We start from the raw sequence: 24,848 nt of genomic DNA on the forward strand, positions 1-24,848 counted from the left end.
GGGCCGGCGAGGGTCAGGGCGTTAGTCGCTCAGCCAGCGCGGGTTGCGGCCGTCGCGCTCGGCCTGCTCGGCGTCGCGCGACCTCCGCACCAGCGAGGCGGGCCCGATGGCGCCGCGCCCGAAGCGGGCGCTCACCGCGTCGAGCGTGCGCTCGGCCTCCCGCCACTCCTCGTCCGGGTCCCAGAGCGCGAGCGCGTCGCCGCCGGCGTCGGCGAGCTGCTCGGCCCGCACGCCGATCAGCCGGATCGGGGTGTCCTTCAGGCGGAGGTCGAGGGTCTCGAAGACGTCCCAGGCCTCCTCGAACAGCCGCCGCCCGACGTTGGTCGGCTCGGCGAGGGTGCGCGACCGGGTGATGGTGCGGAAGTCGGAGAAGCGCACTTTGAGGGCGATGGTGCGGCCGACCATCCCGTGCTTGCGCAGGCGCTCGCCGACCCGCCCGGAGAGCCGCAGCAGCTCGCGGCGCAGGGTGTCGGCGTCCTCCACGTCGACCGAGAAGGTGTTCTCGTGGCCGATGCTCTTCTCGCGGGATGCCGTGACGATCCGGCGCGGGTCGCGGCCGTTGGCGAGCTCGTGCAGCTTGTGCGCCGTGGCGTCCCCGACGGCCCGCTGCAGGACGGTCAGCGGTGCGTCGGCGAGGTCGGCGACGGTCCGCATACCCATTCGCTCCAGAGAGGACTGGGTGCTGGCGCCGACGCCCCAGAGCGCGCCGACCGGGAGCGGACGGAGGTACGCCACGGTGTCGGCCGGCGGGATGACGAGCATGCCGTCCGGCTTGGCGTGACCGGAGGCGAGTTTGGCCATGAATTTCGTGCCGGCGACGCCGACCGAGCAGGTGAGGCCGGTCTCCTCCTTGACGCGCGAGCGGATGAGCTCGGCGATGCGCCGGGGTGATCCCAGCAGCCGGCGCGCTCCGGCGACGTCGAGGAATGCCTCGTCGATGCTGAGCGGTTCGACCAGCGGCGTCACCTCGTGGAAGATGTCCATCACCTTGCCGGAGTACTCGGTGTACTTCTCGTAGTGCGGCGGCAGGATGATCGCGGTCGGGCACAGCCGCAGCGCCTGGGAGACCGGCATGGCGCTGCGCACGCCGAACCGACGCGCCTCGTACGTCGCGCTCGTGACGACGCCGCGGCCGCCGGCGTGGCCGACGATCGCGGGCTTGCCGCGGGCGTCCGGACGGTCGAGGAGTTCGACGGAGGCGAAGAAGGCGTCCATGTCGACGTGCAGGATCGTGGCGTCGGCATCGTCGACGTCGGCGGTCGTCACCCGCCGGTCGCTGCCGTCTGTCTTGCCCACAGGGCCATCCTCCCATCCGGCCACGACATCGGGTCTGCGGCGGCGCTAGCGTTGAGGCATGGAATTCAGATACCTCGGCAACTCCGGTCTCAAGATCTCGGAGATCATCTACGGCAACTGGCTCACCCACGCCTCCCAGGTCGAGAACGAGACGGCGACGCAGTGCGTGCACGCCGCGCTCGACGCGGGAATCAGCACCTTCGACACCGCCGACGCGTACGCGAACACCGCAGCGGAGCAGGTGCTCGGCGACGCTCTGAAGGGCCAGCGCCGGCAGTCGCTGGAGATCTTCACCAAGGTCTACTGGCCGACCGGCCCGAAGGGCCACAACGACACCGGGCTCTCGCGCAAGCACATCCTGGAGTCCATCGACGGCTCGCTCACCCGGCTCTGCACCGACTACGTCGACCTCTACCAGGCGCACCGCTTCGACTACGAGACGCCGCTCGAGGAGACGATGCAGGCCTTCGCGGACATCGTCCGGCAGGGCAAGGCGCTCTACATCGGCGTGAGCGAGTGGACGGCGGACCAGCTCCGCGCCGGGCACGCGCTGGCGAAGGAGCTCGGCTTCCAGCTCATCTCGAACCAGCCGCAGTACTCGATGCTCTGGCGCGTGATCGAGAAGCAGGTCGTCCCGACCTCCGCCGAGCTCGGCGTCTCGCAGATCGTCTGGTCTCCCGTCGCCCAAGGCGTGCTGACCGGCAAGTACCTGCCGGGCGCGCCACTTCCCGAGGGCAGCCGCGCGGCCGACGACAAGGGCGGCGCGAACGCGATCAAGGGCTTCCTGCGCGACGACGTGCTCACCTCCGTGCAGCGGCTGAAGCCGATCGCCGACGAGCTCGGTGCGACGATGGCGCAGCTCGCGGTCGCGTGGGTGCTGCAGAACCCGAACGTGTCCGGCGCGATCGTCGGCGCGTCCCGGCCGGAGCAGGTGGCCTCCAACGTGAAGGCCGCGGGCGTCCGGCTCAGCGGCGACGTGCTCGCCCGCATCGACGAGGCGGTCGGGGACGTCGCCGTGACCGACCCGGCGGAGACCACCTCCCCGCCGCAGCGAGTGGCCTAACTCAGACGAGCGCGGCTCTCACACGAGCGCGGCGACCAGCGGGCGGAACCAGTCGCGGAACGCCTGCGAGTCGTCGCGCAGCGAGGTGCTGACGACGACCGTGTGCGGGCCGACGATCCACGCGCCGCGCTCGGCGAGCGGGAGCACGTCGATGTCCAGGCGGAAGTAGCCGGCCTGGCGCCGGAGGTCGTGCTCCCGCTCGTGGACGACGTCCACGATGTCGGCGGCGCGGGTGGCGTGGTGCTCGATGCTCGCCCGGGCGTACTCGGCGCGGCGCTCGCGCGCCCAGCGCGCGGCCGCCTCGTGCTGGGCGAGCACGATGTCCTGCAGCTCGATCGCGCGGTCGAGCGCGGCGAAGTGCGGAGGCTGCAGCAGCTGGGTGATCGGGCGGTTCTCGCGGTCGGCCGCCCGCTCGAAGAGAGCGTGCCACTGGGTCTCCAGCACGTCCTTCGCCGCCAGGGTCGTGGCGGGGCCGCTACGCTCCGCCGACCCGTGCAGGGCGGGGACGACGGCCGGCGACACCCGCGGGAGGGCGGGCTCCCTGCTGTTGTCGAGGCCCACGATGTCGCGCAGGGCGAGCGCGATCAGCAGGTCCCAGGGACAGTCCTCGGTGACCTGCCATCGAAGGGTGCCCTCGACGAACATGCCGTCATTGTAAGAGCAGCCGGTGACCGCCAGCAGTGCATCGGTTTCCGCGTTCAGCCGCGCCGGTCGAGCTCGGCAATCAGGCGCAGGACAGTGCGCTGGTTGCGTCCCGTCGCCACCGGCCCGAGGGCGCGCCAGAACGCGGCGGGCACGACCGATTTGGAGACGCCGAGCGGGCTCCACTGGTAGATCGCGCGGTCCCCCAGCCGGACCAGCTCGGGGGCGAGGTCGCCGTCGTCCGGCGCGCTCACGCCGGCGGGCACGTCGTGATCGAGGAAGGTCACGACGAGACGGGAGTCGTCGTCAGCGATCTCCACCAGCGGGTTGTCCGCCGCGATCCGGCGGAAGCGGTCCTCCGGCAGCAGGACCACTCCGGCGGCCACGCCCGACGACTCGGCCAGCGCCGCGCTGACCGCCTCGGCCTGCGCGGCGGTGGGGTCGCCCGGCCCGCGGAAGACGACGTTGCCGCTCTGCAGCAGGGTGACCACGTCCTCGAAGCCGGCCGCCTCGAACGCGGCCGCCAGGTCGGCCTTCGCGACACGCGCGTTGCCGCCGACATTAATGCCGCGGATCAGCCCGACCCCGAGCACCGCTCAGGCCTCCGCGGGCTCAGCGGCCACCAGCAGCACAGCCGGGATGATCGCGGTCTCGTACGGCCCGTCTCCGTCGCGGCGGAGCTGCGGCTCGCTGAACGCGACGACCCAGCCGGTGAAACCGTCGTTCGGCAGCGAGATGGAGCGGATGCTGCGGTCAGCGCGGGCGATGATCACCCCGGTGGGCTCCCCCGGCCAGTCGTCGGGCGACGGCGGCTCCTGCTCGAGGACGTACACCTGCACGCCGACGCCCAAGGCCGGCGTCGCCGCTCGGGGGTCGCGGGGTGGGCGGGGACGATCACGCTTCCACATGGCTCAAGCATCCCATCTCAGTGCGAAGTCGACGGCTCGGCCCTCCCGCGCGCCGGGTCGAGCAGGCGACGCAGGGCGGCACGCTCGACGACGGTCCAGGCCGTCGTGGTCAGAATGTACACGGCGGCGGCGAGCGGCACGAACGCCGCGAAGACCACGGTGACGTACGGCAGGAACGACAGCGCCCGCACGACACCGGTCGGCGCGGGAGTGCCGTCCGGCTGCGGCAGCGCGAGCACGCGGCGCGACACCGTGGTCACGGCGGCGATGAGCACCAGCACGCCCGCGTAGACCAGGAAGGCGGGCCAGACCGGGCCGGCGCCGGCGAGGCCGACGAAGCTGGTGCCGAGCGGCGCGCCGAGCACATGGGTGTCGAGCAGGGCGTTGGCGTGACCGGCGATGGTGGCGTGCGTGAACAGCGCGTAGACCAGCGAGATGACGGGGAGCTGCGCGAGCAGCGGCAGCATCCCGGCGAACGGGGAGGTGCGCTCGGCCTGGTAGAGCTCCATCGTCTTGCGGGCGAGCAGCTCCCGGTCCTTGCTGTGCTTGCGCTGCAGCTCGGCGAGGGCCGGGGCGAGCCGGCGCCGGGTGTACTCGGCGCGCACCTGGCTGACGCCGACGGGGAGGAGGAGGGTGCGCACGATCATCGTCAGGACGACGATCGCGACGATGCCGGCCGCTGCGCCCGCGACGGGCTCCACGGCGGCCGAGAGGGCGGCGACGAAGCCGTAGGCCGCGTCGAGGATGGCCGCGATCGGCGGCCACGAGAAGAAGTCCATGGGTGGTATCCCTGCTGTCAGAACGAACGAAGACGTCGTCTGGCCGCGCAGGGGCGGGAAAGCGCCCTGCTACGCGACCGGCAGGAGGATGCCGGGGGCTCGCGGGCGCGGACGGCCATCGGCGTCCGGGTCGGCCTGGCTCTGCAGCAGCCAGCCGGCGGCGGGCTGCAGCGGGTTCGACCAGACGGCGCGCACGCGCAGGGAGGCCGCCAGCGCGGCGACCGAGCGCACGACCGCCGTCGCGGCGACCGCGACGAGACCGATCGCGCCGGCCAGGCCGGCGAGGGCGACGAGTCCGGAGAGGCCTCCCGGCCACGCCGCGGAGTGCCACAGCACCGACAGGCCGGAGCCCGGCGCGAAGAAGCGCGCCACGAACTCCAGCAGACCGGTCATGTGCACGACCGTAACGCATCCTCCCGCCGGGCCGCGCGCACGTTCGCCATGAGCGGAGCGGCCCAGAACAGGAGCAAGATGGAGGCATGAGTCGAATCGCGATCGTCGGAGCCCACGGAAAAGTCGCCCAGCAGCTCATGCGGGTGCTCTACGACAGGGGGGACGAGTTCGTCGGCCTCGTCCGCAGCGAGGAGCACGCCGAGGACGTCTACCGCCTCGGCGGCGAGGGCCACGTCCTCGACATCGAGCAGGCCGACTCCGGCGCCATCGCGATGACGATCGTCGGCTGCGACGCGGTCGTGTTCACGGCGGGCGCCGGGGCGGGCTCCGGCGTCGCCCGCAAGCGCACGGTCGACTACGCCGGCTCGGTGAAGTCCGCCGAGGCCGCCGCCTCCGCCGGCATCCGCCGGTTCGTGCAGGTGAGCGCCTGGGGCGTCGACGGCCCGGTGGCGGAGGACGCCGACCCGCAGTGGCGCGCCTACGTGGAGGCCAAGCGCGACGCCGACGCCGACCTGCGCGCCTCCGGGCTGGACTGGACCATCCTGCGGCCGGGCGGGCTGACCTTCGACGAGGGCACGGGCGCGGTGCAGCTCGGCGAGAGCGTGCCGCGCGGCACCATCGCCCGCGAGGACGTCGCCCGGCTGATCGCTGTCTGCCTGCACGATCCCGCTACGATCGGCCGCACCTGGGAGGTCGTCTCCGGCGATGTCCCGATCGAGGAGGCCGTGCGCACGCTGACGGCGGCCCCCTAGGCTCTTCTCTGTGAGTGGTTACAGCGATCGCCCCTGGGTCTCCGCCTACGCTCCGGGTGTCCCCGCCGACATCGAGCTGCCGGAGGGCTCCCTCGCCCACCTGATCGACGCGTCGGTGGCGAACTACGGCAAGCACGTCGCCCTGGAGTTCTTCGGCGCGACGACGACCTACGCCGAGCTCGGCGATCAGATCGCCCGTGCCGCCGAGGGTCTGCGCAAGCGCGGCGTCCGCAAGGGCGACCGGGTCGCGCTGGTGCTGCCGAACTGCCCGCAGCACGTCGTCGCGTTCTACGCGGCGCTGCGGCTCGGCGCCGTCGTGGTGGAGCACAACCCGCTCTACACGCCGCGCGAGCTGCGGCACCAGTTCGAGGACCACGGCGCGACCGTCGCGATCGTCTGGGACAAGGTCGTGGCGACGGTGCAGGATCTCCCGGCCGACCTCGGCGTGACGACCATCGTGTCGGTGGACATGACCCGCGGGATGCCCGCGAGCAAGCGATTCGCCCTCCGCCTCCCCGTTCCCGCCGCCCGCAAGGCCCGCGAGCAGCTGACCGCGAAGGTCTCCGGCGCCGTCGCCTGGGAGTCGCTGGTGTCGTCCCGGCGGCTGAAGGCCTCCGTGCCGCGGCCGGAGCGCGACGACCTGGCGCTCATCCAGTACACCAGCGGCACCACCGGGCGCCCCAAGGGCGTCATGCTCAGCCATCTCAACCTCGCGGTCAACGCGGCGCAGGCGCGCGCGTGGGTGCCCGCGATCGAGCGCGGCACCTCGGTGGTCTACGCGGTCCTCCCGTTGTTCCACGCGTACGGGCTCACGCTCTGCCTGACCTTCGCCATGAGCATGGGGTCGCGGCTGGTGCTCTTCCCGAAGTTCGACCCCGACCTCGTGCTGGACGTCGTGAAGAAGCGGCCGGCGACCTTCCTGCCCGCCGTGCCGCCGATCTACGAGCGGCTGGTGCAGGCGGCCGAGAAGCGGAAGGTGTCGCTCTCCGGCATCGACATCGCGATCTCCGGCGCGATGAGCCTCCCGCAGACCATCGTCGACCTCTGGGAGTCGAAGACCGGCGGCTACCTGGTGGAGGGCTACGGCCTCTCCGAGTGCTCCCCGGTGCTGATGGCGAACCCGGTCGGCGCGACCCGCAAGGCCGGCACGGTCGGCCTCCCGCTGCCCGGCACCGAGCTGCGCGTCGCCGACCCGGAGGACCCGGCCGTCGACCGCGGGGTCGGCGAGGAGGGCGAGCTGCTCGCCCGCGGGCCGCAGGTGTTCTCCGGCTACTGGCGCAACGCCGACGAGACGGCCAAGGCGCTCACCGCGGACGGCTGGTTCCGCACCGGCGACATCGTGACGATGGACGAGGACGGCTTCGTGCGGATCGTCGACCGGATCAAGGAGCTCATCGTCACCGGCGGCTTCAACGTCTCCCCGACGGAGGTGGAGGACGCGCTGCGCACCTTCGAGGGAGTCGCGGACGTCGCCGTCGTCGGCCTCCCGCACCGCCGCGGCGGCGAGGACGTCGTCGCCGCCGTGGTCATGGAGCCGGGCGCGTCGTTCGACGAGGAGGCCATCCGCGCCTACGGCCGCGACTGCCTAACCGCCTACAAGGTGCCGAAGCACGTCGTGCAGGTGGACGAGCTTCCGCGCAGCATCGTCGGCAAGGTCATCCGCAGGAAGGTGCGCGACCAGCTCGTGGCGCAGCAGGAGGCCGCGGGGTCCTGAGCAGCTACCCGATGGGAAACACCAGCAGCGACCCCGTCGCCGTCGCGACCGTCTTGCCGCTCCCGTCCGTCACCACACCATCCGCGAACGCCACCCGGTTGCCCGGCTTGGTCACCGTCGCGCTGCAGGTGAGCGGGCCGCTGCCGGCGAACACCGGCCGCAGGTAGTTCACCTTGATCTCGATCGACGTGTAGCCCTGGCCCTGCGCCAGCGTCGACTGCACCGCGCAGCCGATCGCCGAGTCCAGCAGGGTGCACACCAGTCCGCCGTGCACCGTCCCGATCGGGTTGTAGTGCGACTCGTCGGGCTCGCAGACGAACACCGCCCGCCCGGTCTCGGCCTCCGTCAGCGTCATCCCCATCAGGTTCGCGATGGGCGGCGGCGGCAGCTCCCCCGCGATCATCTTGTGCAGGTACTCGAGGCCGCTCACCGTCGGCATGACGGCGACGCCCGGCGCCGGGTCCTCCCAGTGGACGGTTCGGCTGCGTTCGCTCACTCACTCCCCTTCCGCGGGAGGTCGGGGTCGGCCGGCGGGAGGTCCGCCGGCTCGTCGACCGCTTCGAGCGTATCCGCGTTGACCGGGGTCTGTCCTTCGGGGAGGTTGGAGAAGTCGGGCGCGATCACGGTCGCCGGCAGGCGCGATGCCACCGAGCCGAACACCGAGTCCGCGCCGACCACATCGGGGGCGAGCACGATGTCGTCGCTCCGGCGCGGCAGGGTGCGGCCCTTGAAGTAGTCGGGCCGGATGATCCGCCAGACGATCATCAGCACGACGCCGATCAGGATGCCGCCGATGCCGACGACGGCCTCCGCGCCGATGCCGAAGATGGTCACGTTCTTGCCCTTGTCGTCCGTCAGCCAGTCCGGGGCGGCGAACTGCACCACCCCGTAGATGAACACCGCGACGAGCATCAGGCCGCCGAGCAGCGGGAACAGCCCGCGCATGATCGCGTGCCGGAAGCTCGTGAACAGTGTGCGGCGGTAGTACCAGACGCAGGCGAACCCGGTGAGGCCGTAGTAGAACGCGATCATCAGGCCGAGCGAGCCGATCAGCGCTGTCAGCAGCGTGACGCTGATCGCGGTGAACAGCAGGTAGAAGGCCGCGGAGGCGATCCCCATGCCGACCGTCGACCAGGTGGGGGTCAGGAACTTCGGGTGGATCTTCGCGAACTTCTCGGGGATGGCCTTGTACACCGCCATCGAGAGGGTCGTACGCGCCGTCGGCAGGATCGTGGTCTGGGTGGAGGCCGATGCCGAGGTCAGGATCGAGAAGCCGAGCAACGTCAGCAGGATGGAGCCGAGCGGACCGCTGCCGAACAGCGTCGGGCCGATCGCCGAGAACACATCGGACGAGTTGGCCGGGTTGGCGAGGCCGATGCCCTTGTCGCCGACGCCGGCGAAGGCCACGGTGGCGACGGTGACGATCGCGTAGGTGGCGAGCAGGAGCAGGGTGCTGATGACGGCCGCGCGGCCCGGGGTCTTCTCGGGGTTCTTTGTCTCCTCGTTGATCGACACCGCGGTGTCCCAGCCCCAGTAGATGAAGATCGCGGTCAGCAGCGCGGGGGCGATGGTCTGACCGAAGTCGAGCGTGAACGGGTTGAACCACGACCACTGCGGGATCAGCGAGTACGGCTCGGCGTTGCCGGTGTAGACCTTCACCAGCGCGAAGGCCGCGAAGAAGATCAGGATGACGATCTCGAAGCCGAGCAGGACGTACTGCACGCGCGCCGACACCTCGATGCCGCGATAGCAGATCCAGGTCATCAGGGCGATCCAGATCAACCCGGCGATCGTCACGGCAACGTTGTTGTTGGCGAGCGCCGCGACGCCGGGGAGGCCGAAGCCGCCGATGAACGTGTACGAGTAACTGCCGGCGATCTGCGCCAGGTTGGACATCACGATCACGTCGGCGATGACGATGCCCCAGCCGCCCATCCAGCCGGTGATCGGGCCGAAGGCGCGCGCCGCCCAGGTGAAGGTCGTGCCGCAGTCCGGCTCCGCCTTGTTGAGCTCCTGGTACGCGACGGCGATCAGGTACATCGGGACGAACGCCAGCAGCACGATGCCGGGTGCCTTGACACCGGCGGCTAGCGTGCCGCCGACGACGATGAAGCCGAGGCTGGCAGCGAGGCTGTAGGCGGGGGCGGTGGAGGCGACGCCCACCACGACGCTCGACACCAAGCCGAGCGCGCCCCCCTTGAGACCCTTGTTACCGGCCTCGTCGGGCGCGGTTGGACGGGTGGATGTCATTGCAACACCTCCGGTGACTCGGGTCCGCTCCACGATGAGCGGGCCACCGGCCACAGAATAGCGGCGAACCGGCGCGAACAGGTTGCAGGTTCTCACAGACGCGCCGTGGGCCCTCGGCGGCTTCAGGCCTCCGTCGTCGCCGCGAGCCTCGCCAGGCGCCGCCGCGCGGCCAGCTCCGCCTGCGTCTGCGGCCCCAGCAGCACCTGCGCGCCGCCGAGCACGACCGCCGTCGCACGCCGGACGGGCAGCCGATCGGCGACCGGCAGCCCGAGAAGCGCGCGGTGCCGCGGCTCCAGTGTGGAGACCCCGGCGCGGAACAGGACCCGGTACGACGGCCGCAGCGTCCAGCGCAGCGGCGGCCGCCGGATGAAGCGCACGATCTCCTCCACCTCCGGGCCGCCCCGGAGCTCGCCCGCGTCGGTGGCCGCGTCGATCCTGGCGCGCAGGTCGGCGGCCGTGCGCGGCGGGTCGCCCACGCCCATCAGCTCGGCCGCGGTCGCCCACTCGTTCACGTACCCGTCCGCTCCGCCCGGGATCGGCGATCCCCAGCGCTCGTGCGCGGTGAGGAACGCGTCGGTGAAGGCCAGGTGCACCCACTCGGCCAGGTCGGGGTCGTTCGCGGTGTACGGGCGGGTGACGCCGTGGCCGTCGACGTAGCTGCCGTGGACGCGTTCGTGCAGTGTCTTCACCAGCTCCGAACCGGCGACGGCCTGGCCGCGGCTGCCGAAGGTGACCGTGTGGATCCATTGGATCGTGCCCGCCAGCCGCCCCAGCGGGTCCTCGCGGTACCGGGAGTGGTCACGCACGCCCGCCAGCGCGCCGGGATGCAGCGCCTGCAGCAGGAGGGCGCGAACGCCCGCGACGAGGGTCGGCATCCCGCCGTGCACCGTCCAGGCGGCGCCGCCGGCCGGGAAGAAGCCCGCGTCCTCGCCGTCCTCCAGCCGCAGCACCCAGCCCGGGACGCGGTCTGAGCGGCCGGAGAGCGTCTCGATCAGGTGCGACCGCACCGGGCCGAGGAGACGGTCGACGCCGGCTCCGGTCATCGCGGTGCGAACTCCTGACCGAGCCCGTCGATCACCTGCGCGGACGGGAGGTCGCCCAGCAGCCGCCCGGGAAGCAGGATCTTGGACCGGCGGACGCCCGAGCCGATGATGACCACGACGCCATCCGCGACCACCCGGGAGTCCACCAGCAGCGGCCACTCCGGCGGCAGCCCGATCGGGGTGATCCCGCCGTACTCCATCCCGGTCAACTCGACGGCACGCTCCATCGGCAGGAAGGACGCCTTGCGGACGTCGAGAAGGCGCTTCACGGTGCTGTTGACGTCGGCGCGGGTGGTGGCCAGCACGACGCAGGCGGCGATCCGCTCCACGCCCTCGCGCTTGCCGCCGACGACGACGCAGTTGGCGAGCGTGTCGGCGCTGAGGCCGAACTGCTCCTGCGTGGCCGCGGTGTCGGAGATGTCCGGGTCGATCTCGACCACGCCCACCTCATCGAGCCAGCCGAGGCCGGCGAGCGTCGCGAGGGTGGCCGGGGCCAGCAGGTCGGTGCGGGAGGAGGCCGGTGCGGTGGTCAGCCCGCCGAGTGTGAAGACGCCCATGCGCCTACGGTAGCGCGCGCCGCACATTCGTGCCGAATGTGGGTTTAGGCGCCCGCATTCGACACATTCGTGCCGAATCGCGTGTTCGCGGGCGCCGGTAATCGCGACATTCGTGCGGAATCGCGCCGCGGCAGCAGCGACCCGGCGAGGCTCCCGGCCTCGGTGTCGAGGGCGAGCAGGGTGAGCCCGCCCGCGAGCGCGAGCACAGGCGCGAGCGCCGCCGCCGTGGCGGCGGCGGCGCTCGCGACCCGCTCGATCAGGTCGTGCGCTCGGGGGGCGCCGCCTACTGCTAGGCCGGAGCGGACCGGATGGTCTACCCTGCTTTCTATGAATACGCTCACGAAAGCGTGGCGGGGACACCCCAGGGGCATCATCGCTGCTGCGGCGGCTGTCGTCGCGCTCGTCCTGCTCATCGTGACGGTGACGTATTCCGCGGCGCGCGCCGCCGAGGCGGACGCGCACGCCGCCTCCGTCAGCGCCGCGCAGCAGGCGGCGGTGGCCGACTCGCTCCGCCACGATCAGGGCGACTACCGCGACGCGCTCGGCGCGCGGCTCACGGCCGAGCAGCAGGCGCTGGCCGACCAGGCAGCCGCGGAGGCCGCGGCTGCGCAGGCCGCTGCCCAGCAGGCAGCAGCGCAGGCCAGCGGCGCGGCACCCGCCGGCCCCGGAACGACCGGCGATCAGTCGACGGCCGATCAGTCGAGCGGCGGCCAGTCGGCCGACTCGGCCCCCGCCGACACCCCGCCGACCGACGACGCCCTCGCCCAGTGCCCGCCGCCGAATGTCGCCCATGTGGACGGCGACGGGAACCTCCTGTACTGCGAGCCGTCCTGGCAGTGCGCGCAGCGCGACGACGACGGCACCTGCACCGCCTGGATGCTCTGAGCGCATCCCACGCGCGCACCGACTGCCGAGGGGCACGTTGTTGTCACTTAGGCGGGTCGTAAGTGACAACTATGTGCCCCTCGTGGGGCGGCAGGCGCTTACTGCGAGGCGCGCTCCAGCACCAGCTCGCGGACGCGGGCGGCGTCCGCCTGGCCCTTCATCGCCTTCATGACGGCGCCGATGACCGCGCCGGCGGCCTGCACCTTGCCGTCGCGGATCTTCTCCAGCACGTCGGGCTGCGCCGCGAGCGCCTCGTCGATGGCCGCGATCAGCGCGCCGTCGTCGGAGACGACCGCGAGCCCGCGGGCGTCCACGACCTCCTGCGGAGCGCCCTCGCCTGCGACGACACCCTCCAGCACCTGGCGGGCCAGGCGGTCGGTGAGGGTGCCCTCCTCGACCAGGGCCGCGAGTTCGGCGACGTGCTTCGGGCTGACCAGCGTACCGGCCGGGACGCCCTGCGCGTTCGCGAGGCGGGCGATCTCGCCGGTCCACCACTTGCGGGCCGCGGCCGGGGTCGCGCCGGCGGCGATGGTCGCCTCCAGCTCGTCCAGCAGCTCGGCGTTGTCGACGTCCTGGAACTCCAGGGCGGTGAAGCCCCACTCGGCGGTCAGGCGCTTGCGGCGGGCGGCCGGCGCCTCCGGGAGCGTGCCGCGCAGCTCCTCGACCCACTCTCGGCTCGGCGCGACGGGCACCAGGTCGGGCTCCGGGAAGTACCGGTAGTCGTCGGCGTCCGACTTCGGACGGCCGGCGGAGGTGGTGCCGGTGTCCTCGTGCCAGTGCCTGGTCTCCTGCGTGATCGTGCCGCCGGCGTCGAGGATCGCCGCCTGGCGCTGGATCTCGTAGCGGACCGCGCGCTCGATCGAGCGCAGCGAGTTCACGTTCTTGGTCTCGGTGCGGGTGCCGAGCGTCGAGGAGCCGCGGCGGCGGAGCGACACGTTCGCGTCGCAGCGGACGTTGCCCTCCTCCATGCGCGCGTTCGAGACGCCGAGCGCCTTCACCAGGTCGCGGATGGCGCGCACGTAGGTGCGGCCGACCTCCGGGGCGTCAGCCTCCGCGCCCTCGATCATCTTGGTGACGATCTCCACGAGCGGGACACCGCCGCGGTTGAAGTCGACCAGCGAGTAGTCGGCGCCCTGGATGCGGCCGGTGGCGCCGCCGACGTGCGTCAGCTTGCCGGCGTCCTCCTCCATGTGCGCGCGCTCGATCTGGATGGTCAGCTCGCGGCCGCCCTCCAGCTCGATCGTGACCTCGCCGTCGTGGGCGATCGGCTCGTCGTACTGGGAGGTCTGGAAGTCCTTCGCCAGATCGGGGTAGAAGTAGTTCTTCCGCGCGAACCGGCTCGACTCGGCGATGTCGCAGCCGAGCGCCAGGCCGAGGCGGATGCTCGACTCGATCGCCTTCTCGTTGACCTGCGGGAGGCCGCCGGGCAGGCCCAGGCAGGTCGGGCAGGTGTTCGTGTTCGCGCCGGAGCCGAACTCGTTCGCGCAGCCGCAGAACATCTTGGTCGCGGTGTTCAGTTCGACGTGCACCTCGAAGCCGAGCACCGGCTCGAACAGCTCGAGGGCCTTGTCGTAATCCATCAGTTCGGCCGTGGCCATCAGACCGCTCCCTCTTCGCTCGCGAACATCTCGGTGGCGCTCAGGTCGGGCGCCTGGCTCAGCAGGCTGCCGCCCCACTGGTCCTCCAGGAGCCGCTCGAGCGCGGCACCGATCGTGTACAGCCGGGCGTCGGCGCGGGCCGGCGTCATGAGCTGCATGCCAACCGGGAGGCCGTCCTCCGGCGCCAGCCCGATCGGGAGGCCCATGCCGGGCACGCCCGCGAGGTTCGCCGGGATGGTGGTGATGTCGTTGAGGTACATCGCCATCGGGTCGGCCAGCTTCTCGCCGAACTTGAACGCCGTGGTCGGCGCGCTCGGGCTGACCAGCACGTCCACCTTCTCGAACGCGGCGGAGAAGTCGTGCTGGATGAGCGTGCGGACCTTCTGGGCCGAGCCGTAGTAGGCGTCGTAGTAGCCGGCGCTCAGCGCGTAGGTGCCGAGGATGATGCGGCGCTTGACCTCGGTGCCGAAGCCGGCGTCGCGGGTCGCGGCCATCACGCGCTCGACGGTGACGGGGCCGTCCTCCGGGTTCACCCGCAGGCCGAAGCGCACCGAGTCGAAGCGGGCCAGGTTGCTGGACGCTTCGGCCGGTAGGATCAGGTAGTAGGCGGCGACCGCGTACTCGAAGCTCGGGGCGTCGACCTCCACGATCTCGGCGCCCGCGCCCTCCAGAAGCGCCAGCGCCTCCACGAAGCGCTGCGTGACGCCGGCCTGGAAGCCCTCGCCGTTCAGCTCGCGGACGACGCCGACGCGTACGCCCTTCAGGGCGCCGTCGCGCAGGCCCGCTCGGGCGGCATCGGCCATCGACGGCCAGGTGTCGGTCAGTGAGGTCGAGTCGAATTTGTCGTGGCCCGCGATCACGTCGTGCAGCAGACCGGCGTCGAGCACGCTGCGGGAGACCGGGCCGACCTGGTCGAGCGAGCTGGCCAGCGCGATCGCGCCGTACCGGCTGACGCCGCCGTAGGTCGGCTTGACGCCCACCGAGCCGGTGACGGCGGCGGGCTGGCGGATCGACCCGCCGGTGTCGGAGCCGAGCGCGAAGGGCGCCTCGAATGCGGCGACGGCCGCGGCCGAGCCACCTCCGGAGCCGCCGGGGATGCGCTCCAGGTCCCACGGGTTGCGGGTGGGGCCGTACGCGGAGTGCTCGGTGGAGGAGCCCATCGCGAACTCGTCCATGTTGGTCTTGCCGAGCGGCACCAGGTCGGCCTCGCGCAGCTTGCGGACGACGGTCGCGTCGTAGGGCGGGATCCAGCCCTCGAGGATGCGCGAGCCGGAGGTCGACGGCATGTCGTGGGTGGCGAGCACGTCCTTGATCGCGACGGGGACGCCGGCCAGCGGGCCGAGCGGGTCGCCCGCGGCCCGGCGGCCGTCGATCTCGGCGGCGGTACGGACGGCGTTCTCGCCCGCGACGTGCAGGAACGCGTGCACGTCGGCGTCGACCGACTCGATGCGGTCGAGGTGGGCACGGGTGGCCTCCACCGAGGAGACCTCGCGCGTGGCGAGCAGGTCGGCGAGGGTCGCGGCGGAGAGCCTGGTCAGATCCGTCATGCTTACTCCTCGTCCAGGATGGTGGCGACCTTGAAGCGGTCGCCCTCGCGCTCGGGGGCGCCGGAGAGCGCCTGTTCGACGGTCAGCGACGGGCGCACCACGTCGGACCGGAACACGTTGGTGAGCGGGAGCGGGTGGCTCGTCGCGGGGACGTCGGGACCTGCGACCTCCTGCACCTTGGCGACCGCCTCGACGATCTGGCCGAGCTCGCTCGTGAGGCTCTCGATCTCTTCCGGGCTGAGGTCGATCCTGGCGAGGCTCGCCAGGTGCGCGACCTGTTCTGCGCTGATTTCGGACATGCGTCTCCGTCGTGGTGTCTGAGTGGGCTGAGTCAATTCTAGGGTGACCACGCCTGCCCGCGCCCGCCTCCGGAACGCCCGGAGGACGACCTCCGCCACGGGGCTAGCTGAGGACGCGGCCGCCCTGGTCGATGCCGATCAGCGCGAGGTTGCGCATGCACTCGGTCCCCGCGGTGAAGTACTCGTTGTGGCCGCTCGAACCGGAGAGGCTCTTGCGGGTGATCGGGTCGGTCGCGCCGCCGACCCCCATCTTCTTCGCACCGTAGGAGGGCGCCCCCGGGTCGCTGCCGAAGAACGCGCTGTTGACGATCGGGTCCATCGACGCCTTGCCGACGTACACGTTGCCGCCGCGGACGCCGAGCTGGTGCACCGACTGGGCGTCGGAGCCCGGCGACCCCATCAGCGCGAGCGCGTCCACGGTGACGGTGCCCTTCTCGAGCGCGAGCAGCGCAGCGGTCGAGCCGTACGAGTGGGCGAGCACGCTCACGTACGGCGGGTCGGTCTGGCGCAGCGACTGGAGGCCGATCAGCGTGCGCTCCAGGCTGTCGGCGCCCTGCTTGGCGAGGTCCATGCCGCCGATGTTCGTCAGCACGGGGGTCTGGTAGCCGATCCACGCCACGACCGCGACGCCGGGGGCCGCGCTATGCGATCGGGAGCCGAGGAAGCGTTTGAGGAAGCCGGTCTCCTGCGAGTAGAGGTCCTGGGCGACGCCGGCCCAGCTCACCACCTGCTCCCCCACCGCCATGTACATGCCGGGCACGAGCACGCTCACGTAGCGCGCCGTGCGGAGGTCGCCGACGACGATCGCGGCCCTGGCGTCCGCCGACGTGTCGAGCGCGACCAGGGTGCGTCTGACGCCGTCCTTCTTCTTCAGCGCCGTCTCGACGTTGCCGAGCGTCGTGAGCTGGCGCTTGAGGGTGACCCGCTCGGTCGTGCCGCGCTCGGTGCGCAGGTCGGACTTCGCGGAGGCGATGGTGCGGTCCAGGTCGAGCACGTTCGCCTTGCCGCGGATGTCGTACGGGACGCCCTCCAGGTTGCCGATCACATGCGGCGCGAACTTCACGAGCTCGGCCTGCCGGGCGGGGTCGAGGAGCTTCCACAGTTGGCTGACGTCCTTCGCCGCCGGCGGGCTGGTCAGCAGCCGGTTCAGGTCGGAGACGTGTGCGCCGAGGAACCCGGGCAGCGCGGCGGGGTCGACCGCGCGGATCGAGTCGAAGACGGCCGCGGCGCTCGGGCCGGAGATCCCGGCTCCCGCCGGGCCGGAGCTGGCCGGCGCGTCGCCGATGGCCGCCGGCGCGGGCTGCGCGAGCGCTTCCACCTGCGCCGCCTGCGCAGTGTCGGCAGGCATGAAGAAGGCCCCGGTCAGTCCTGTGACGACCGAGGTGACGATGGAAGCTGTTGCAAAGCCGACCAGCACTCCGTCCGGGTCCCTCCGAGAGCGAGCGAGCTAAGCCCTTGCGTGCACCGGGCGAGCGCACACCACGACTCTAGCCGCATCCGGGGGGTGGACGGATGGACGTTCTACCCCCGATTCAGGGGGATAACTTGTGGTCTGTCCACAAAGTGACGGACTAGTTCTCCAGCCCGGAGGGGCCCTTCTCGACAAGGATCGCGAACTGGGCGGCGTCGATGACGCGCACCCCCAGTTCTTCCGCCTTGGCGAGCTTAGACCCCGCACCGGGACCCGCGGCGACGAAGTCGGTCTTCTTGGACACGCTGGAGGCCGCTTTCCCGCCCGCGGAGATGATCGCCTCCTGTGCGCCCTCGCGCGTGAAGCCCTCCAGCGAGCCCGTGGCGACGACGGTCAGTCCCGCGAGGACGCCGCCCGCGTCGGCCTGCGCGCCGGGCCCGGCGTGACCCGGAGTGGCGAACTGCACGCCGTCGGCCGCCCAGCGCTCGATGATCTCGCGGTGCCAGTCGACCTCGAACCAGGCGAGCACCGCGTCGGCGATGATGCCGCCGACGCCGTCGACCGCGGCGAGCTCCTCCCGGGAGGCGCCGCGGATGGCGTCGAGCGAGCCGAAGTGGTCGGCCAGCGCGCGGGCGGCGACCGGGCCGACGTGCCGGATGTTGAGCGACACGAGGATGCGCCAGAGCGGCTTCGTGCGGGCGGCGGCGAGGTTCGCGAGCAGCTCCAGCGCGTTCTTGGAGGGAACGTACAACTCGTCGCCGTCGAACTCCGCGGCATCGGGGTGGAACGGTCCGTCCTTCTTCTGGCGACGACGGCGGAACGGTGTGTCCACCTTCTCAGCGCCGGAATCCGTCAGCTTCGGCAGCCCGGTCTCCGAGTCGCGGACGACCACCTCGATCGGGAACAGCTCCCGCACGGTCAGCCCGAACAGCCCGGCCTCGGTCGGCAACGGCGCCGTCTCCGGGAAGCGCGGCTGGGTGAGCGCCGCGGCCGCGACCTCCCCCAGCGCCTCGATGTCGAGCCCGCCACGCGAGCCGATGTGCTCCACGCGGCCGCGCACCTGCGCGGGGCAGAACTCGGAGTTGGGGCAGCGGAGGTCGATGTCGCCCTCCTTGGCCGGCGCCAGCTTGGTGCCGCACTCCGGGCAGTTCTCCGGCATCACGAAGGCGCGCTCGGTGCCGTCGCGCAGCTCGACCACCGGGCCGAGGACCTCCGGGATGACGTCGCCGGCCTTGCGCAGGACGACCGTGTCGCCGATGAGCACGCCCTTCGCCTTCACGACGTCCTGATTGTGCAGCGTCGCCTGGCGCACCTCGGAGCCGGCGACGCGCACCTTCTCCATCACCGCGAACGGCGTCGCCCGGCCGGTGCGGCCGACGCTGACGACGATGTCGAGCAGCTTGGTGTTGACCTGCTCCGGCGGGTACTTGTAGGCGATCGCCCAGCGGGGAGCCCGGGAGGTCGCGCCCAGCTCGTCGTGCAGCGCCAGCTCGTCCACCTTGATGACGATGCCGTCGATCTCGTGCTCGACGCTGCCGCGGTGCTCGCCGAAGTAACGGATGAACTCATCCACCTCGGCGACCGTGCCGAGGACGCGGTAGTGGCTGGAGGTCGGCAGACCCCAGGAGCCGAGCAGCTCGTAGACCTGCGACTGGGCGTCGACCGGCGGGTTCCGCCACGCGCCGATGCCGTGCACGAGCATGTGCAGGCGGCGCAGCCGGTCGCGCATGAGCGCGAGCTGGGCGGCGTTCTTGCCCTCGGCCTTCTGGCGCAGCGAGCCGCTGGCGGCGTTGCGGGCGTTCGCGAAGACGCGCTCGCCGGCCTCCTGCTGGTGGGCGTTCAGCTCGTCGAACTGGGCGACGGGGAAGAACACCTCGCCGCGCACCTCCACCAGCGACGGGAACGGGCCGTCGCCGGCGAGCCGCTGCGGGATGGCCGGGATCAGCCGGATGTTCTCGGTGACGTCCTCCCCCACGACGCCGTCGCCGCGGGTGGCCGCCGAGACCAGCACGCCGTTCTCGTAGCGGAGGTTGATCGCGAGGCCGTCGATCTTGAGCTCGCAGAGGTAGTCGACCCGGCGGCCGGCGTCGCGCTCCACCTTGGCGGCCCACGCCTCGAACTCCTCCAGTGAGAACACGTTGTCGAGGCTGAGCATCCGCTCAGCGTGCTCCACGGGCGCGAACAGCGTCGTCTGGGCGCGGCCGCCGACGGTCTGGGTGGGGCTGTCCTGGCTCTGCAGCTCGGGGTGCAGGCGCTCCAGCTCTTCGAGGCGCCGCAGCATGCGGTCGTACTCCTCGTCGCTGACGAGCACGGTGTCGCGCTCGTAGTACGCGTCGCGCAGCTCGAGGATGCGGGTGGTCAGGTCCTGGGCCTCCGCGCGCGCGTGCGCGTCCTGCTCGTCAGTCACCCCGCAAGCATATTCACCCCCACCGACGCCGCCGCAGCCAACGGAGGACATCCACCCCGACTCCCGCCCGAATGCCGGCTACCGGAGGACATCCACCCCCACCCGGCCCCAATCTCCTCCGTTACCGACATAACCGCCGTCGCCAACGGAGGACATCCGGCCCCCGCAGCCCCCAATCTCCTCCGTTACCGACACCCACCGCCGTCGGCAACGGAGGACATTCGGTGTCGGCAGTGCCCGATCTCCTCCGTTACCTGCCGACACGCCGAGCGCGCGGGCGGATGTCCTCCGTTGCCGACGGGTCAGGCGGCGGAGACGGTGCGGTCGATCGTGGTCTGGCCGAGGACGCGGGTGCCGACGTAGACGACGGCGGTCTGGCCGGGGGCGACGCCGTTCAAGGGCTCGTCAGGGCGGACGACGAGCTCGCCGTCGCGCACCTGGGCCACGGCAGGCACCGGGTCCGCGTGTGCGCGGATCTGCACGTCGCACGCGAATGCCGTCTCCGGCGCGAGCGGAGCCTCCCCGGCCCAGGTGTAGCGCGAGCCGGCGATCTCGGCGATGTCGAGCGCCTCCTTCGGGCCGACGACCACCGTGTTGTCCTTCGGCCGGACCTCCAGCACGAAGCGCGGGCGGCCGTCCGGCGACGGGTAGCCGATGTTGAGGCCCTTGCGCTGGCCGACGGTGTAGGCGTGCGCGCCCTCGTGCGAGCCGAGCCGGTTGCCCTCGCGGTCCAGGATGTCGCCCTCCGCCGCGCCGACGTGCTCGGCCAGCCAGCCGCGGGTGTCGCCGTCGGGGATGAAGCAGATGTCGTGCGAGTCCGGCTTGTTGGCGACACTCAGGCCGCGCTCGGCCGCCTCTGCGCGCACCTCCGCCTTGGAGGGGGTCGCGCCGAGCGGGAACATCGCGTGCGCGAGCTGGTCGGCCGTGAGGACGCCGAGCACGTACGACTGGTCCTTGGCCCACGCGCTCGCGCGGTGCAGCTCGCGGTTGCCGTCGGCATCGGTCAGGATGCTCGCGTAATGGCCCGTGCACACGGCGTCGAAGCCGAGGTCGAGCGCCTTCTCCAGCAGCGCGGCGAACTTGATGCGCTCGTTGCAGCGCATGCACGGGTTGGGGGTGCGGCCGGCCGAGTACTCGGCGATGAAGTCGTCGACCACGTCGAGCTTGAACCGCTCGGAGAAGTCCCAGACGTAATACGGGATGCCGATGATGTTCGCGGCGCGCTGGGCGTCCATCGAGTCTTCGATGGTGCAGCAGCCGCGGCTGCCGGTGCGCAGCGTTCCGGGCATCCGGCTGAGCGCGAGGTGCACCCCGACGACGTCGTGCCCGGCCTCCACGGCGCGCGCAGCGGCCACGGCGGAATCGACGCCGCCACTCATCGCTGCCAGAACTCGCACCCGAGGAGTCTACGCCGTGGCGCCTGAGCGGCTCCCGGGCGTGCGCTCGGCCAGGCCGGCGCGGGCGGCCTGGGCGTACGCGGCCGGGAGCGCCGCGAGCAGCGCATCCACATCCGCCTCGTCGGAGCTGCGGCCGAGCGTGAAGCGCAGCGCGCTGCGCGCCTCCTGCTCGCTGCGCCCCATCGCCAGCAGCACATGCGACGGCTCGGGGATGCCCGCCGTGCAGGCCGCACCCGTGGAGACCGAGAGCCCGGCGAGGTCCAGCAGGAACAGCAACGAGTCGCCCTGCGCGCCGGGAAAGACGAAGTGGGCGTTCGAAGCCACCCGGTCGCCGCCCGACGGCTCAGCGCCGCTCGCGGGCTCTGGGCCGCTCAGCACCGCCGCGGGAACGGCCTCCCGCACCCCGCGGATCAGCCGGTCGCGCAGCCCGGCGAGCCTGCGGGCCTCCTCGACCCGCTCGGCCTCCGCGGCGAGCGCCGCCGCCGCGAAGGCGACGGCCGCTGCGACGTCCTGGGTCCCGGAGCGCACCTGGCGCTGCTGCCCGCCGCCGTGGATGAGCGGGACCACGGCGGAGCGCCGCCCGAGGACGAGCGCGCCGATCCCGACCGGTCCACCGATCTTGTGCGCGGAGACGCTGAGGGCGTCGACGCCCAGGTCGGCGAAGGAGATCGGCAGATGGCCGTACGCCGCGACCGCGTCCACATGGACGGGGACCCCGGCGTCGCGCGCGAGTGCCGCCAGCGCCGCGACCGGCTGGATGGTCCCCACCTCGTTGTTCACGGCGAGGAAGGTCAGCAGCGCGACATCGGACGACGACACCAGCGCAGACTCGACGACGGCCGGGAGTACCCGCCCCTCCGGGTCGAGCGGCAGCCATTGCGCCCGCGCCCCCTCCGCGCGCTCCAGCCACTCCACCGCGTCGACCGTCGCGTGGTGCTCCCCGCCCGGCGCCAGGATGCGCGGATGCGCAGCGCCGGCGTTCCGGGCCCAGTACAGCCCCTTGATCGCGAGGTTGATCGCCTCCGTGCCCCCGGAGGTGAAGACCACTTCGATCGGGTCGCAGCCCAGCGTCGACGCGACCGCCTCGCGGGCCTCCTCCAGCATCCGCTTGGCCTGTTGGCCCTGGCTGTGGATGCTCGACGGGTTGCCGACGAGCCCCAGGGCGTCCGTGAAGGCGGCGATCGCCTCCGGGCGCATGGGGGTGGTTGCGGCGTGGTCGAGGTAGACGGGCACCGAGGCCTCCTCCGGGTGCGGCGCGGTGTGGTCCTACTCTAGAACGCATGACGTCCGCCGATCCTCTGCGCAACCTGGGTGTACGAATCGGTCCGCACGGCGGTGAGCTGCGGGTGTACTCCGAGCACGCCGACGCGATGGAGCTGCTGCTGTTCCACCGCGACGACCCGGACTGGCGGACCAAGACCGTGCAGATGGTCAAGGACGCCAACAACGTCTGGATGGGCCGCTCCCGGAGTCTGCAGGTCGGCAGCCTGTACGCGATCAACGTCTCCGGTCCCTCCGGTCCGCAGAACATGTTCAACCCGGAGACGCTGCTGATGGACCCGTACGCCAAGGGTCTGACCCGCGTCGGCGCGGAGGAGTGGCGCTCGACCGTGGTCTCCGACGGCTTCGACTGGGGGGACTCCCGCAAGCCGGGCATCCCGCTGGATCACACCGTGGTCTACGAGGCCCACGTCCGCGGCATCAGCCGGCAGAACCCGGACGTGCCGGAGGACCTTCGCGGCACCTACGCCGGGCTCGCCCACGAGTCCACCATCGGCTACCTGAAGCACCTCGGCGTCACCGCAGTGGAGCTGCTCCCGGTGCACGCGTTCACCTCCGAGCAGCGCCTCATCCGCGAGGGCCTGACCAACTACTGGGGCTACAACTCGCTCAACTTCTTCAGCCCGCACGCCCCGTACGCCACTCGTGCCGCCCAGGCAGCCGGCCCGGAGGCCGTGCTGGTGGAGTTCAAGGGGATGGTGAAGCTGCTGCACGAGGCGGGCATCGAGGTGATTCTCGACGTGGTCTACAACCACACCGCCGAGGAGGGCATCGGCGGCCCGCGCACCAGCCTGCGCGGCATCGACAACGCCACCTACTACCGGCAGGACGCGAACGGCGTCTACATCGACGTCACCGGCTGCGGCAACACGGTGGACTTCGGGCATCCGGTCCCGCAGCGCCTGGTGCTCGACTCGCTGCGCTACTGGGCGCAGGAGGTGCAGATCGACGGCTTCCGGTTCGACCTCGCCGTCACCCTGGGCCGCGGGGAGGACGCCTCCTACAGCCGCGACCACCCGCTCATCAACGAGATGCTGAGCGACCCGGCGCTCGCCGACGTCAAGCTCATCGCCGAGCCGTGGGATGTCGGCATCGGCGGCTGGCAGACCGGGAACTTCCCCGGCCGCCCGGACCGTAAGGATGGCACTGAGACCACCGACGGCACCTGCGGCAGGGACGGCTGGTCCGAGTGGAACGACCGCTACCGCGACCGGGTCCGCAACTTCTGGCTGGCCGACATCGCCGAGGCGCGGCGCAACGGCCAGGCCCCGATCGGCATCGGCGGCTTCGCCACCCGGCTGGCGGGCTCCTCCAACACGTTCTCGCCCGAGCGCGGCCCGCTGGCCTCCATCAACTTCGTCACCGCGCACGACGGCTTCACCATGGCCGACCTCACCGCGTACAACGTCAAGCACAATCTCGGCAACGGCGAGGACAACCGCGACGGCACCGACAACAACCGCTCGTTCAACCACGGCGCGGAGGGTCCGACGCTGGATGAGCGCGTCCTGCTCGACCGGCACAAGGCGATGCGCAACCTGATGGGCACGCTGCTGCTCTCCGCCGGGGTGCCGATGATCACGGCGGGCGACGAGTTCGGTCGCAGCCAGCGCGGCAACAACAACGCCTACTGCCAGGACAGCGAGCTCACCTGGATGAGCTGGCTGCGCACCCGGGAGCAGCGGGAGATACTCGACACCACCCGCCGCCTGCTGGAGCTGCGCCGCGAGAACCCGGCGCTGCGCCCGAGCCGGTTCGCCGTCTACGGCGAGACCACCCCGAACGCCAGCCACATGGACTGGTTCGACGCCACCGGCGCGCTCATGGACGACGAGGACTGGAACTCCCCCGAGAACCGCACCCTGCAGTACCTGGCGGCCTCCACGCCCGACAAGGAGCAGTTCAACCGCGTGCTCCTCATCGTGCACGGCGTGGAGGACGACGTGGAGGTCTCCCTCCCGGTCGCGCCGGGCGTGGAGTCGTACCAGCTGCTCTGGGACAGCGCGACCGAGGTGCCGATCCTGGAGGACGGGGTCGAGGTCCCGCCGGGCAGCACGCGCCTGGTCGGCGGCACCTCGATGCAGCTCTACCGGGCGAACGGTCCGCGCGTCGAGATGACGGCAGGGGCCTGATGTCGAAGCGCCCGGCCTCGGCCGGTACGCCCGCCACGGTTGCGCTCGCAGCCGCGGCGATCCCCTTCGCCGTGCACGCCTACGAGCACGATCCGGCCGCGCCCTCCTTCGGCCTGGAGGCCGCCGACGCGCTGGGAGTGGAGCCGGACCGGGTGTTCAAGACCCTGCTGGCCGACACCGAGCTCGGGCTCGTCGTCGGCGTCGTGCCGGTGACCGCGATGCTCGACCTCAAGGCGCTCGCCGCCGCGGTCGGCGCGAAGCGCGCGGTGATGGCCGACCCCGCCGTCGCCGAGCGGCGGACCGGCTATGTCGTCGGCGGCATCTCCCCCATCGGCCAGAAGACAAGGCACGTCACGGTCGTGGACGAAACCGCGCAGCTCTTCGACACGGTGTTCGTCTCGGGAGGCCGCCGCGGCCTCGACCTCGAGCTCGCGCCAGACGCTCTCGTCGCCGCCACGGGCGCCAGTTACGCGCCGATCGCGCGAACGAACTGA

24 protein-coding genes are annotated in these 24,848 nt (G+C 71.8%); 6 read left to right on the forward strand and 18 right to left on the reverse strand.

What is annotated here, in order from left to right; genetic code table 11:
• Positions 1-21 precede the first annotated feature (21 nt).
• Positions 22-1,296 carry a DNA polymerase IV gene (locus ACFRFH_RS12305; RefSeq protein WP_382463282.1) on the reverse strand — a complete coding sequence of 425 codons (1,275 nt, stop codon included), beginning with the start codon at positions 1,294-1,296 and terminating at the stop codon, positions 22-24.
• 58 nt (positions 1,297-1,354) lie between these two features.
• Here ACFRFH_RS12305 and ACFRFH_RS12310 point away from each other — a divergent pair, with 58 nt between their 5' ends.
• Positions 1,355-2,359 (forward strand): aldo/keto reductase family protein, encoded by a 1,005-nt coding sequence (locus tag ACFRFH_RS12310; RefSeq protein ID WP_382463283.1) that lies wholly within the window; start codon positions 1,355-1,357, stop codon positions 2,357-2,359.
• An 18-nt stretch (positions 2,360-2,377) separates the two neighbouring features.
• Here the strand turns inward: ACFRFH_RS12310 and ACFRFH_RS12315 are convergent, their stop codons facing one another.
• The 5 genes from ACFRFH_RS12315 to ACFRFH_RS12335 form a co-directional block, all read right to left on the reverse strand.
• Positions 2,378-3,004 carry a hypothetical protein gene (locus ACFRFH_RS12315; protein WP_382463284.1) on the reverse strand — a complete coding sequence of 209 codons (627 nt, stop codon included), beginning with the start codon at positions 3,002-3,004 and terminating at the stop codon, positions 2,378-2,380.
• A gap of 53 nt (positions 3,005-3,057) precedes the next feature.
• Positions 3,058-3,594: a DUF1697 domain-containing protein gene (locus tag ACFRFH_RS12320; protein WP_382463285.1), complete on the reverse strand. Its 537-nt coding sequence runs from the start codon at positions 3,592-3,594 to the stop codon at positions 3,058-3,060.
• 3 nt (positions 3,595-3,597) lie between these two features.
• Positions 3,598-3,840 (reverse strand): hypothetical protein, encoded by a 243-nt coding sequence (locus tag ACFRFH_RS12325; protein ID WP_382463286.1) that lies wholly within the window; start codon positions 3,838-3,840, stop codon positions 3,598-3,600.
• Positions 3,841-3,926: 86 nt separating this feature from the next.
• The gene (locus ACFRFH_RS12330) at positions 3,927-4,688 is read right to left on the reverse strand and encodes a YidC/Oxa1 family membrane protein insertase (protein ID WP_382463287.1); all 762 of its coding nucleotides are present in this window, start codon (positions 4,686-4,688) and stop codon (positions 3,927-3,929) included.
• Positions 4,689-4,757: 69 nt separating this feature from the next.
• Positions 4,758-5,081 carry a DUF6412 domain-containing protein gene (locus ACFRFH_RS12335; protein ID WP_382463288.1) on the reverse strand — a complete coding sequence of 108 codons (324 nt, stop codon included), beginning with the start codon at positions 5,079-5,081 and terminating at the stop codon, positions 4,758-4,760.
• 86 nt (positions 5,082-5,167) lie between these two features.
• Here ACFRFH_RS12335 and ACFRFH_RS12340 point away from each other — a divergent pair, with 86 nt between their 5' ends.
• Positions 5,168-5,833 (forward strand): SDR family oxidoreductase, encoded by a 666-nt coding sequence (locus ACFRFH_RS12340; RefSeq protein ID WP_382463289.1) that lies wholly within the window; start codon positions 5,168-5,170, stop codon positions 5,831-5,833.
• 10 nt (positions 5,834-5,843) lie between these two features.
• Positions 5,844-7,547, forward strand: a complete 1,704-nt coding sequence (locus tag ACFRFH_RS12345) for a long-chain-fatty-acid--CoA ligase (RefSeq protein ID WP_382463290.1) — start codon at positions 5,844-5,846, stop codon at positions 7,545-7,547.
• A 4-nt stretch (positions 7,548-7,551) separates the two neighbouring features.
• Here ACFRFH_RS12345 and ACFRFH_RS12350 read toward each other — a convergent pair whose 3' ends face one another.
• From ACFRFH_RS12350 to ACFRFH_RS12370, 5 genes are all read right to left on the reverse strand, one after another.
• Positions 7,552-7,986: a PaaI family thioesterase gene (locus tag ACFRFH_RS12350; RefSeq protein ID WP_382463403.1), complete on the reverse strand. Its 435-nt coding sequence runs from the start codon at positions 7,984-7,986 to the stop codon at positions 7,552-7,554.
• A 53-nt stretch (positions 7,987-8,039) separates the two neighbouring features.
• Positions 8,040-9,797 carry an APC family permease gene (locus tag ACFRFH_RS12355; RefSeq protein WP_382463291.1) on the reverse strand — a complete coding sequence of 586 codons (1,758 nt, stop codon included), beginning with the start codon at positions 9,795-9,797 and terminating at the stop codon, positions 8,040-8,042.
• 122 nt (positions 9,798-9,919) lie between these two features.
• Entirely contained in the window at positions 9,920-10,840 is a 921-nt protein-coding gene (locus ACFRFH_RS12360) for an oxygenase MpaB family protein (RefSeq protein WP_382463292.1), read from the reverse strand.
• Positions 10,837-11,397 carry a YbaK/EbsC family protein gene (locus tag ACFRFH_RS12365; protein WP_382463293.1) on the reverse strand — a complete coding sequence of 187 codons (561 nt, stop codon included), beginning with the start codon at positions 11,395-11,397 and terminating at the stop codon, positions 10,837-10,839. Before ACFRFH_RS12365 ends, ACFRFH_RS12360 begins: the two co-directional genes overlap by 4 nt.
• Before the next feature lie 44 nt (positions 11,398-11,441).
• Positions 11,442-11,738 carry a hypothetical protein gene (locus ACFRFH_RS12370; RefSeq protein ID WP_382463294.1) on the reverse strand — a complete coding sequence of 99 codons (297 nt, stop codon included), beginning with the start codon at positions 11,736-11,738 and terminating at the stop codon, positions 11,442-11,444.
• On the opposite strand from ACFRFH_RS12370, the gene ACFRFH_RS12375 reads away from it, so the two are divergent.
• Positions 11,725-12,282 carry a hypothetical protein gene (locus tag ACFRFH_RS12375; RefSeq protein WP_382463295.1) on the forward strand — a complete coding sequence of 186 codons (558 nt, stop codon included), beginning with the start codon at positions 11,725-11,727 and terminating at the stop codon, positions 12,280-12,282. The two genes, ACFRFH_RS12370 and ACFRFH_RS12375, sit on opposite strands and share 14 nt — an antisense overlap.
• 98 nt (positions 12,283-12,380) lie before the next feature.
• On the opposite strand, the gene gatB is transcribed toward ACFRFH_RS12375, so the two are convergent.
• The 7 genes from gatB to ACFRFH_RS12410 form a co-directional block, all read right to left on the reverse strand.
• Positions 12,381-13,880: an Asp-tRNA(Asn)/Glu-tRNA(Gln) amidotransferase subunit GatB gene (gene gatB / locus ACFRFH_RS12380; RefSeq protein WP_382463296.1), complete on the reverse strand. Its 1,500-nt coding sequence runs from the start codon at positions 13,878-13,880 to the stop codon at positions 12,381-12,383.
• On the reverse strand, positions 13,880-15,427 hold the full coding sequence (gene gatA, locus ACFRFH_RS12385; protein ID WP_382463297.1) for an Asp-tRNA(Asn)/Glu-tRNA(Gln) amidotransferase subunit GatA: 1,548 nt from the start codon (positions 15,425-15,427) through the stop codon (positions 13,880-13,882). The genes gatB and gatA overlap by 1 nt, the downstream gene beginning before the upstream one ends.
• A gap of 2 nt (positions 15,428-15,429) precedes the next feature.
• Positions 15,430-15,726, reverse strand: coding sequence for an Asp-tRNA(Asn)/Glu-tRNA(Gln) amidotransferase subunit GatC (gatC, locus tag ACFRFH_RS12390; RefSeq protein WP_382463298.1), 297 nt, complete (start codon positions 15,724-15,726; stop codon positions 15,430-15,432).
• A 103-nt stretch (positions 15,727-15,829) separates the two neighbouring features.
• On the reverse strand, positions 15,830-17,074 hold the full coding sequence (locus tag ACFRFH_RS12395) for an alpha/beta hydrolase (protein ID WP_382463299.1): 1,245 nt from the start codon (positions 17,072-17,074) through the stop codon (positions 15,830-15,832).
• A 223-nt stretch (positions 17,075-17,297) separates the two neighbouring features.
• Entirely contained in the window at positions 17,298-19,544 is a 2,247-nt protein-coding gene (ligA, locus tag ACFRFH_RS12400) for an NAD-dependent DNA ligase LigA (RefSeq protein WP_382463300.1), read from the reverse strand.
• Positions 19,545-19,846: 302 nt separating this feature from the next.
• Positions 19,847-20,941 (reverse strand): tRNA 2-thiouridine(34) synthase MnmA, encoded by a 1,095-nt coding sequence (mnmA, locus tag ACFRFH_RS12405; protein ID WP_382463301.1) that lies wholly within the window; start codon positions 20,939-20,941, stop codon positions 19,847-19,849.
• A gap of 9 nt (positions 20,942-20,950) precedes the next feature.
• Entirely contained in the window at positions 20,951-22,174 is a 1,224-nt protein-coding gene (locus ACFRFH_RS12410) for a cysteine desulfurase family protein (protein WP_382463302.1), read from the reverse strand.
• A 47-nt stretch (positions 22,175-22,221) separates the two neighbouring features.
• On the opposite strand from ACFRFH_RS12410, the gene glgX reads away from it, so the two are divergent.
• The gene (gene glgX, locus ACFRFH_RS12415; RefSeq protein WP_382463303.1) at positions 22,222-24,354 is read left to right on the forward strand and encodes a glycogen debranching protein GlgX; all 2,133 of its coding nucleotides are present in this window, start codon (positions 22,222-22,224) and stop codon (positions 24,352-24,354) included.
• On the forward strand, positions 24,354-24,848 hold the full coding sequence (ybaK, locus tag ACFRFH_RS12420) for a Cys-tRNA(Pro) deacylase (RefSeq protein WP_382463304.1): 495 nt from the start codon (positions 24,354-24,356) through the stop codon (positions 24,846-24,848). Before glgX ends, ybaK begins: the two co-directional genes overlap by 1 nt.

Source organism: Leifsonia sp. NPDC056824 (genome assembly GCF_042789575.1).
GTDB lineage: Bacteria > Actinomycetota > Actinomycetes > Actinomycetales > Microbacteriaceae > Leifsonia.